Origin of the sequence: Butyrivibrio sp. WCD3002 (genome assembly GCF_000424265.1) — a bacterium.
Lineage (GTDB): Bacteria > Bacillota > Clostridia > Lachnospirales > Lachnospiraceae > Butyrivibrio.
On the sequence record NZ_AUJO01000001.1, the window covers coordinates 577235 to 588177 of the forward strand.

Sequence of the window (10943 nt, forward strand, 5' to 3'; positions counted from 1 at the left end):
TAAAAACGTCGGTTCTTAGGTGGCGTTTTTTGACACCTTAGAACCGCTACGTTTTTAACAGAGCGAGAGCGTCAGCAGAACACAATATATCATTCGATAAAACCACATGGCTGCCAATAAACTTATTTTTTAAACTTAATGTTTATAGCTCTCTTTGCTGCGTAAGGGATGATTGCCTTGAATTTGTCTTCTGAAGGAATCATTACGCTGCACTCAGGGTTCTCTCTGAAGAGATGGATAGCGTCGAATTCGCACTTTGTTGTGCAAAGACCGCAACCGATACACTTGTTGGTATCAACTACAGAAGCACCGCACGAAAGACATCTTGATGTCTCAGCCTTAACCTGCTCTTCTGTGAATACAAGCTTTGCATCGCGCCATGAGTGCTTAGGATCTGCAATCTTATCACTCTTTCCGGGAACCTGTCTCTTACATGTATCGTAATTCTTAACAAGAATATCATTCTTATCAAGCTCCTTGAAGTCATTGCGATTACGTCCGATTGTAAGTGATGAATGAGGCTGTACAAAACGGTGAATTGAAATTGCACCCTGTTTTCCTGCAGCAATAGCATCAATAGCAAACTTAGGGCCTGTGTAAACATCGCCACCTACAAAGATGTCAGGCTGTGCTGTCTGATATGTAAGACTGTCTGCTACAGCTCCGTTACCTCTGCCAAGCTCAACCTTTGAACCTGCAAGGAGGTCACCCCATACAATACTCTGACCGATACTTAAGAATACATGCTGACATTCTACAGTAACTGTATCATTCTCATCATACTGAGGATTGAATCTGCCATCAGCATCCTTAACTGATGTACATCTCTTAAAGACAATGCCCTTAACCTTACCGTTCTCAGTAAGTATTTCCTTGGGCCCCCATCCGCAGTTTATTTCGATTCCGTCCTCTTCTGCTTCCTCAATTTCATCGTCAGAAGCAGGCATGATATCTCTGCTTTCAAGGCAGAACTGCTTAACGCTGTTAGCACCGCATCTTACAGCACTTCTTGAAACATCGATTGCAACGTTACCACCACCGATTACTACAGCATCGCCTTCAACCTTGATTGTCTCATCATCAGTTACTGCATGAAGGAAATCAACAGCAGTTACGACACCTTCAGCATCCTCGCCGGGGATTCCGGCTTTTCTTCCGCCCTGACATCCGATAGCAATATAGAATGCTTTGTAACCCTGGCTTCTAAGCTCATCAAGTGTGATGTCCTTACCAACTTCAACGCCGGTCTTAATCTCAACACCCATAGCTTCTATGATGTCGATTTCTGCCTGAACAACGTCCTTCTCAAGCTTATATGAAGGAATACCGTATACAAGCATACCGCCGCACTTATCGTTCTTCTCAAAGATTGTAGGCTTGTAGCCTTTTTCTGCAAGATAGAATGCACATGAAAGCCCTGCAGGGCCGCCACCGATAATAGCGATCTTCTCATCAAATCCGCCATTTACCTTAGGAATAACCTTTTCAGGGATAAAACGTGTCTCAGCATTTAAATCTCTTGCTGCTATAAACTTCTTAACTTCATCTATAGCAACTGCCTGATCGATTTTTCCTCTTGTACATGCTTCCTCACATCTTCTGTTACAGATGTGGCCGCATACTGCCGGTAAAGGATTATTTTTCTTAATAAGAGCAAGTGCTTCTGTATACTTACCCTGAGCAGCCAGCTTAAGGTAACCCTGAACAGCTATATGTGCGGGGCAGGCTGTCTTACAGGGAGCAGTACCTGAATCATAGCAGTTAATTCTGTTATTATCTCTGTAATCCCAATCCCAGTCAGCTTCTGTCCATTTTCTCTCTGAAGGAAGATCATGCTTAGGATATGCAACCTCTGATCCGTCCTTTTTGCAGAGCTTCTGTCCGAGCTTTACAGCACCCGCAGGACAAACCTCAACGCATCGTCCGCATGCTACGCAGTCCTGCTTTGAAACCTTAGCAACATATGCTGAACGGGACATATTCGGTGTGTTATAAAGCTGTGAAGTTCTAAGGGCATAACATACATTTACGTTACAGTTACAGATAGCGAATATCTTATTCTCACCATCGATGTTTGTGATCTGGTGAACAAATCCGTTATCCTCAGCCTTCTTAAATATCTCAAGAGCTTCCTCTTTAGTGATATATCTTCCGCCCTTACCTGACTCTACAACGTAGTCAGCCATATCACCTACAGCTATGCACCAATCATTCTCATCATCGGCGCAGCCTTCTTCATAGGTTTTTCTGGAGCGTCTGCAGGAGCAGGGACTTGCAGCATATTTACCTTCATACTTATCAAGCCAGTGAGAAATGTGCTCAAGAGAAATGGATTCATTCTCCATCTCTATAGCCTTCTCAACAGGAATAACATGCATACCGATTCCTGCTCCTCCAGGAGGAACAAGCTTTGTTACCTTCTCAAGAGGAAGAGTTGTCATATAATCAAAGAACTTACCCATCTCAGGATGCGCATCGATTACTTCCTTGTTCATGTTTGTAAACTCAGCACTTCCGGGTACATACATAGGAACAAGATACTGCTTCTCATGCTTCTCATTTTCCCAGTTGTACTCAAGAAGACCAGTCCATGACATGTGGTCAAGGAGCTCCTGAAGGTGAGCAGGCTCAATTCCGGATATCTTCTGTAACTGCTCAAAGGTCTTAGGCTTTCTTACGCCCATCTTAAGCGCAAGCTCTGCTTCCTCATCTGAAACTATTGAAGCAAGGCCCCAATACTCAGGATCATCATTTGTAATTTTCTTAAAGCCAAGCTTCTGAAGCGGTCTGTCTGTAATCATTTTGCCAAGCTTTACTATTGGTTCGCGAAGCTTTGCATCATCCTTCACATATGAAGGCTTATAAGGTGGTTTTCTTCCCAAAATAAATCTCCTACTCTATAAAATTGATTTTTTGTGTGTGATTTTTTATACAATACGAAACTAAATCTTAAATAGATGTTTCCATTTTAGAGCGCAAAATAATAGGGGGCTATGTCAGCCTCCTATCATCCACGCCAATGACGTGTATCAAATACCCTGCCACTTCGGACAGGGTATTTGAATAAAAAGCGTTTTATTATCAAGCTTTCTCTGCTCTCTCCATAGCGAGCTGGAAGTCCTTAGTATCTGTAAATACTTCGTTCGCATAAGGATTCTTGCCTGCCTTAATAGATCTCTTAATGATCTCAGCTATGCAGATAACGTTTACTGCAATTGAAAGGATTGCTACGAAGCCCTGCATTCTGGGATCAGCTGTGATACCCATTGATGAGATGATCTCACCTGCCTGAGCTGTCTTGCCTGCACCTGCATTGTAAAGCTCAATTGCCTTTTCATAAAGATCCATTGTTGTGATGCCGTTTGCTGTTGCTCCGCCGTAAACTGAAGGAAGAGCTGCAGCAAATCTGCTCCAAAGCTGGAATCCGGGAACAACCTGTGCCCACATGCACCAGATTGCAAGTGTATTAGCACGGTTCTGAATCCACGCACCCTTGTTCCAGAATGCGTTAGCAAATGTAGGAGCAAGAAGAAGTGCTACACCGCAGTACCATGTATGTGTAGGAAGGTTAAGGTATGTATACTCAAAGTTCCAAACATCATAAGCTACGATGAACCATACTGTCATGTCAGGCCAAAGCATATCTGACTTGTTAGCATCCTTTGATGTGTAAAGGTGAACGCAACCTGTCATACAGAAGATATTGATCATACCTGCAATAGCGTTAACAACGTTCCACCAACCACCGTAGATGAATACACCTTCGTTAGAAGCCCACCAAGCACCTGAAAGGTCGCCTGTGATTGAGAAAGCTGCAAGAGCTGACTCCATGTCGGAAACATTAGCAATCATGATGTTAGCTGCAACGATTGCCCAAGGAAACCATGCAAACCACTTTTCCTTACCAATGCCCCATTTGTACTTGATCATCATGAAGCCTACACAACCTATATCAGCTGCATAAAGCTTGAAATAGTGGAACCAGCCATCCATATAAGCAACAGTAGGATTAGCTGCGCCTCCGAATGCACCAAGATGTGCTGCGATGAAATAAACTGTGAGAATGCTGGGGATTATTACGAATACAAGAATTCCGCCAGCCTTTGTTCTACGACCTATCTCATTCATAAGAATAAGACCTGCAAAAACAAGAACCCAACCTAAGAGCTGCATGCTTGCACTAGGACCATATAACTGGAATAACATATAAACACCTCCATAAAAGTATTAACAATCAACAAATCAATAATACCAATATGGCGATGTTTAATCTATCGGCAAAAGTAATATATTTTAGTTGAAATTTTTGGATACTATAATGCAAATAGTAGTTTCCTAACCATTTATTTCAAAATTTCAAGTAAATGATTGAAATAATCAGGTAACGGAGCATCGGTTTCTATATATTCCCCTGTGGTCGGATGCTTAAAGCCAAGAATCTTTGCATGTAGGCATTGTCCTTGAAGCTTAAACTTGGTTTTTCTCTCAGGTCCATATACAGTATCACCAAGAAGCGGATGTCCTAAATGAGCCATATGTACTCTTATCTGATGTGTCCTTCCCGTTTCCAGATGGCACTCTATATAGGTCATCTTGTCCTCTTCAAAGCGCTTTAAAACCTTATAATGTGTAATTGCATTTTTGCCCTGGTTTTCAGGAACCACCGCCATTTTCTTTCTGTCTGATGTGCTTCTTCCTATATTAGTAGATATAGTACCCTCATCTTCCTTAACTATTCCATGACAGATTGCATGATATACACGGTTGATGCTGTGCTCCTTAAGCTGAGCGGCTATGCTGTTATGTGCCTTGTCATTCTTACAAACAATAACTGACCCCGTGGTATCCATATCTATTCTGTGAACGATTCCCGGTCTCATGACTCCGTTTATTCCGGAAAGATTATCTCCAAGATGATACATAAGAGCATTTACCATCGTTCCGCTGTAGTGTCCCGGCGCAGGATGAACCACCATTCCCTTTGGTTTATTTATTATGACAACATCATCGTCTTCGTAAATTATATCCAGCGGAATATTCTCGGGCTCAATATCAGGAAGTACTGATGCGGGAATTGTCATATCTACAACATCACCCTCATTAACAACTGTACTTGCCTTAACAGGCTTATCGTTTATCAGCACGCTTCCACTTTTTATAAGCTTTTGAATATAACTTCTTGACATAGAATCAGAGAGAGAGCTCATAAGCTTATCAACTCTCTCTCCGGACATTTCTTCAGATATGACGTATCTTACATGATTTTCATCACCTGACTGCATTATTTAAACTCCCTGTACTTACGTTGCTGTTTAAAGCTAAGGAAATCAAAATCTTTTTCTTTATAATAAAACAAAAACAGAACAATAAACAAAATAGTCGAAACAGTTACATATATATCGGCCACATTGAAGATAGGGAAATTTATGATCACAAAGGAAATAAAATCAACTACGTAATCGTTCCTTATCCTGTCTATCATATTGCCTGCAGCGCCGCTGGCAATCATCACAAGTATAACCTGCATTATTATGTACTTTTTCTCATTTGGTATACGGAAAAGCACATAAGCTATTACAACAAGAATCATAATGGCTATCATTACAAAGAATACCTTCTGATTCTGTAAAATTCCAAATGCAGCTCCGCTGTTTTTCAAAAAAGTAAGCTCAAGGACTTTAGAAATAATAACAATACTTTCCTTACCCTCGAGATGCACAACAGCCAAATACTTTGTAAACTGATCAAGGGCTATCAAAAGAGTAATCACTATAATATCAAGAACAAGAGAAATCTTTTTCTTCTTAGTAAGAATATCCATAAATAATTAAAACTCCTAAACCTATTACTTTTTATTCGAAATCCTCTGTCCAGGTGATTTCCTTAAGTGCAGCTCTTACTTCGTCATCTGTAACTGTCTTATCAAGAACCGCTTTACCAACCTTCTTAAGAAGTACGAATTTAATACTGCCTGAATCTGCCTTCTTATCAGAATGCATAAGATTAATTATTTCATCCTCATCAATATCCGTTACCGAAATAGGAAGACCGAAAGGAACAAACATATCCCTTATTTCATAGTACTCATCCATTGAAAGAAGCTCCCTCTTCCATGAGATGAAGGCAGCAGCCACTGCTCCAAGAGCAACGCATTCACCATGATGAAGCTCGAAATTCTTATACTTCTCAATAGCATGACCGATTGTATGGCCGAAGTTAAGAAGTGCCCTGTCGCCCTTTTCTGTAGGATCCTTTTCAACTACGGCTCTTTTAATATCACAGCTCTTCTTGACCATTGTTATAAGTGTTTCAGGATCTCTTTCTTCGATCTCATACATGTTTTCAATAAGCCACATATAGAAATCTGAATCCTTAATAAGACCGTGCTTCATTACCTCAGCAAAACCTGATGCAAACTGAATTCCATCAAGAGAGTTAAGAACACTGATATTCATAAAAACAAGCCTCGGCATATAGAAAGCGCCTACCATGTTTTTATAGCCTTCGTAGTCAACACCTGTCTTACCGCCAATGCTGCTGTCCGTCTGAGCAAGAAGTGTTGTGGGTATTTGAACAAAAGCAATACCTCTAAGATATGTTGCTGCAATGAAGCCTGCCATATCTCCAACAACACCGCCACCAAGGGCGATGATAAGATCGTGTCTGTCAAATTTCTCAGAGATCAAAAAGCCATAAACCTTATTTATCTGTGTAAGATTCTTATTTTCCTCACCTTCAGGTAGCTCATAAACAACAACCTTATTCGAAACAGGCTCGAGCAGTCCCTTAACCTGTTCGGCATAAAGCGGTCCTACATTTGAATCAGTTATGATGCAAAACCTTCTATTTGTAAAACCAAGCTCAGAAATTTTAGCAGGAAGCTCTTCAAAGCTTTTATCAAAAACTATGTCATAGCAAGGTTCACCATTATATTTTACGTTTAATATTTCTGACATAATACCCCTTAAAAAAAGCAGAAGCAAAAGTGCTTCTGCTTAATAATCCAAATTACATAGACTGCGGTCCGGCGCTGCCCATAGAGCTTTCAAAGGCGCCGCCTAAGATATCCTGAAAATCACCGGATATATCAACACTTGCAGGTGTCACTATAAATATATATCTGGAAATCTTCTGAAGATTACCTGATATTGCGAAGCATGAACCTGATGTGAAATCAATGATTCTCTGTGCCAGCTCAACATCTATTCCCTCAAGGTTAAGTACTACAGTCCTGTTATTGAGAAGTGTCTCTGTAATCTCTCTTGCATCCTCAATTGAAGTAGGCTTTACAACACATACTTCCATTCCTGAACCAACGCTTCTGGTTCTTGAAACATTACTTCTCGGAGCAGGTGATGATTTCTTGAGCTTCTCTTCATTTATTTCTATAGAAGGATCATCCTTACCGATTCCGCCGGATTTACGAATAGGCTCGATGGTGCTGTCATAATACGCATCATCATCCTGATCATAGTAACCACTTTCATCATCCCCATTCAGCTTCATAGCTGATAAAAACTTATCCATTACGCTCATATTAACTTTCCTCATCTCCCGTTAAATATGATTTAAATAAAAATCAACTATTATATTATGCTAGTTTTCACTCGAAGTGTCAAGGTTAGCAGATGGCTGCTCGTTTTCAACCGTGGAAGCCTCCAGCACGATATAGTCATAAACGCTTAGACCGTAAGTCGTATTTGATTTAACTATCGCATATTCATCATTCTGATACAAAATACTTATCTGCCTGAAATCCGCATATCCCTTATTGATGTTATATACCCCAATTAGTGTATCCTTCTGACTGATAGTAAATCTGTCCTGTGAGTCCATCTTGATGACTATATCACCGCTTCTTAGTGAAACATCGTCAATATAATATGAATCCTCTGTCTCATTATAGAGCTCAACCTCTACAAATTCAGAGGTTTCATTTCCACTCTCATCATATTTATCTCTTAGAACACCGTAATTATTGTTACTGCCTTTAACTACATATTCCTTTGGAACAACATAGAAGCTCTTCTCTGCTATAGCACTGTTAGGTATCTTAAGTCCCTTCTCTTCCTCAGTGATCAGCTCCACATTAAGAAATCTGTCCTTTGCAAAGGTGATCATTGAATTGGTAAAAGTAAATGCAACGAAGGTATCTCCTGCATCATTCGTGTAATAAGAAACCTTACCCCAGGATTCATCCTGATTCTTCAGAAATCTTACCTTTACATATTCCCTCTCGGCAAGACTCTGAACCTTCTCAAGATCATTTTCCTTAATAACAATGCTCCAGGTCTCATCTGTGGCAATCTTAAAAGCACCATCACCCTGCCCCATTAACGTATTGCTTATCAGCTGGTTCTTCTCATATTTTGAACTGTCCAGAAGATCAGCTGTCATATCGTTCAGTGTAAGCTCTTCATATCCGTCGATGGAATAAAGTACTATTCCTGTATCCGGTGAGTAGCAGTAATTTATACTCTGAGCTGTTGATCCACCGGAATTTAGTGATTGAATGTTCTGAAGGACACTTGCACTTGCAAGCTTTTGAACCGTTCCATCAAGGCTGTTTTTAAAATCGTAGACCGATGAAAACTCGGTAGGCTTAAAACTCGAAGAATAGCTAACTATCTGTGTTCTAAGCTCGCTTAAATCATCATCCGTAAGCTCTGCCTGCTCAGATCCCTGGGATTTAAGGTAATCCAGAAGGTCACCGGATTCATCAACCGTATAAACAAGATTGCCAACAGCAACTCTTTGTCCCTCTGTGGCGAAGTAATTGATGTATCCTGATTTGTCGGTGGTCACAATCTTCTCTGATCTAAGAGCAACCGCTTCATAGATGTTATTGGAAGAAAGTGAGCCTTCCATTACCTCGTAACCTACAATATGCTTCTTGTTAAAATAAATAACAACACAGATCACAACGTAAACGATCATGAATGCAAAAAACAACATACCGACGTTTATATGCAAAAAGAACGGATACCTTGTAACCTTTCTGTTTTTCTTACGTGCCATAAAAATATTCAAACTAAAGAAAAAGCCGCGAGATGAAGCGCGGCTTATCTTATTCCTATCTCATTATTACCATCAAAGTGCTGTAGCAACCTTCGGCTTAACAGACTCAGGAAGCTCAGACTCATCCATAGAAACGCTAAGTACGAAATCTACGTTGAATTTCTCTGAGAGCTTATCAAGCTTTTCAATTGTACTTGTAATATCCTTGCCTTCAAGACAAGCAATACTGAGAAAACCATCGAAATACATTTGCTGAAGATCGTGATCCTGTGAAATCACGCCACTGACGAAACCTATGAATTCATCTGAATTTTCAATCATAAATTCCGGAACTACGATAAGACGAACCTTGTTGTTGAGCTCAAACATGTGCTTTGTATTTCTATCAAGAAATACAACATTACCTAAGATATTTTTGACTTCGGTATTGACTTTGTTCAACAGGCATTTTGTCTTGCCCTTACCCTTTTTCCCAACAATTAATTGAACCATATCCATACCCTCCTGAAGTTGATTTATGATAATACAATTATAAGTGAACTGTCTGTAAAAGACAACATAAATAACGAATTTTAACCCGTAATCTGTAAAAGCAAATCCGACATCTCCGTATAAAGTGTCTGAGTGTCTTCAGCACGCATTATTACAGCAATATACGGGTTTCCCGAGGTATCTGTCGCAAGCTGGATAAGGCAGTGTCCTGCAGCTGCAGTTGTACCGGTTTTTCCTCCAAGAACTGTGATTCCTGCGGGCATCTCATAGTTACCGTTTATGAATCCGTTTGTGTTATTTACATTAAGCTCTCTGAGGTCACCTGTGGATGTGTTGTACTGCGTAGAATATGAAGACATCTTTATAATTTCAGAAAACTTATCATATTTAAGGGCCTCATTAAACATGAGATACATATCATATACAGAAGTATAGTGATCATCCTCCGTAAGACCGTTGGGATTCATAAAGTGTGTATTGGTTGCACCGATCCTTACAGCCTCCTGATTCATCAGATCAATGAATTCATCTATACTTCCGGCAATATTCTCTGCAATAAGAATTGCTACATCATTTGCCGAATATAAAAGCAAAATATGTAGCGCCTGATCAAGAGTCATTGAATCTCCCGCAGAAAGGTTGATCTTCTGGGCTCCGTCCTCAGTGATGATAACCTTATTATCAGCAACAAGAATCTGATCAAGTGAGCCGTATTTAAGGGCAACTATAGCTGTCATCACCTTTGTGAGCGATGCAGGATCAATTTTCAACTGAGCATTATGAGAAAAAAGTGTCTCTTTTCTTGTAATGTCAAACAATCCGCAACAGGTTTTCTCTGTCACACTAAGTGAATCGCCAATCTCGGAATTGGTAACACAAAGATCAGAGGCGAAAGTATCAAGTCTTTCCCCTCCTCCAACATTGTATTCAGATAATTTGGATGAATAATGTAGAGCGTATTCTCCCCCGGAGCAACCGCATAGAACCACCGATAAAAGAATCGGCAGCACGGCAAACTTATTTATACATCTCACGCCACTCTAAGTCTCCTCTGTCCAGTGATTTGATCAAAAGCTCTGCAGTAGCAAGATTTGTAGCTATCGGAATATTATGCATATCACATAATCTCATTACATTGTTAACATCAGGTTCATGAACCTTCTGTGTAAGAGGATCGCGAAGAAATACCACAAGGTCAATCTCGTTGGCCTCTATCGCAGCACCAATCTGCTGTGATCCCCCTAAGTGACCTGCAAGATACTTGTGAATATTAAGGTTTGTAACCTCTTCTATAAGACGTCCTGTTGTCCCTGTAGCATACAGTTCATGCTTTGCAAGAATACCTCTGTATGCTATACAAAAATTCTGCATCAGCTTTTTCTTTGCATCATGAGCAATAAAAGCAATATTCATATATAACCCCTTCCCAAAAC

10 protein-coding genes are annotated in these 10943 nt (G+C 40.2%); all 10 read right to left on the bottom strand.

Going from position 1 to position 10943, the window contains the following annotated elements; translation table 11 throughout:
• Positions 1–122 precede the first annotated feature (122 nt).
• Positions 123–2801, bottom strand: coding sequence for an FAD-dependent oxidoreductase (locus G608_RS0102430; RefSeq protein ID WP_051208783.1), 2679 nt, complete (start codon positions 2799–2801; stop codon positions 123–125).
• 280 nt (positions 2802–3081) lie between these two features.
• Complete coding sequence (locus G608_RS0102435; protein WP_026494679.1) at positions 3082–4206, bottom strand: DUF5692 family protein; 1125 nt, start codon at positions 4204–4206, stop codon at positions 3082–3084.
• A gap of 137 nt (positions 4207–4343) precedes the next feature.
• Positions 4344–5282, bottom strand: coding sequence for an RluA family pseudouridine synthase (locus G608_RS0102440; protein ID WP_051208734.1), 939 nt, complete (start codon positions 5280–5282; stop codon positions 4344–4346).
• A complete protein-coding gene (gene lspA, locus G608_RS0102445) occupies positions 5282–5821 on the bottom strand; it encodes a signal peptidase II (RefSeq protein WP_026494681.1) in 540 nt (179 codons plus the stop codon). The genes G608_RS0102440 and lspA overlap by 1 nt, the downstream gene beginning before the upstream one ends.
• A 31-nt stretch (positions 5822–5852) precedes the next feature.
• Positions 5853–6956, bottom strand: coding sequence for a 3-dehydroquinate synthase (aroB, locus tag G608_RS0102450; protein WP_026494682.1), 1104 nt, complete (start codon positions 6954–6956; stop codon positions 5853–5855).
• A 52-nt stretch (positions 6957–7008) separates the two neighbouring features.
• Entirely contained in the window at positions 7009–7536 is a 528-nt protein-coding gene (locus G608_RS0102455) for a cell division protein SepF (protein ID WP_026494683.1), read from the bottom strand.
• A 60-nt stretch (positions 7537–7596) separates the two neighbouring features.
• Positions 7597–9018: an HlyD family efflux transporter periplasmic adaptor subunit gene (locus G608_RS19610; RefSeq protein ID WP_051208736.1), complete on the bottom strand. Its 1422-nt coding sequence runs from the start codon at positions 9016–9018 to the stop codon at positions 7597–7599.
• Between the two features lie 72 nt (positions 9019–9090).
• On the bottom strand, positions 9091–9510 hold the full coding sequence (locus tag G608_RS0102465; protein WP_026494684.1) for a hypothetical protein: 420 nt from the start codon (positions 9508–9510) through the stop codon (positions 9091–9093).
• 80 nt (positions 9511–9590) lie between these two features.
• The gene (locus G608_RS0102470; protein WP_026494685.1) at positions 9591–10544 is read right to left on the bottom strand and encodes a D-alanyl-D-alanine carboxypeptidase family protein; all 954 of its coding nucleotides are present in this window, start codon (positions 10542–10544) and stop codon (positions 9591–9593) included.
• Positions 10528–10923, bottom strand: coding sequence for a methylglyoxal synthase (mgsA, locus tag G608_RS0102475; protein WP_026494686.1), 396 nt, complete (start codon positions 10921–10923; stop codon positions 10528–10530). The genes G608_RS0102470 and mgsA overlap by 17 nt, the downstream gene beginning before the upstream one ends.
• Positions 10924–10943 lie beyond the last annotated feature (20 nt).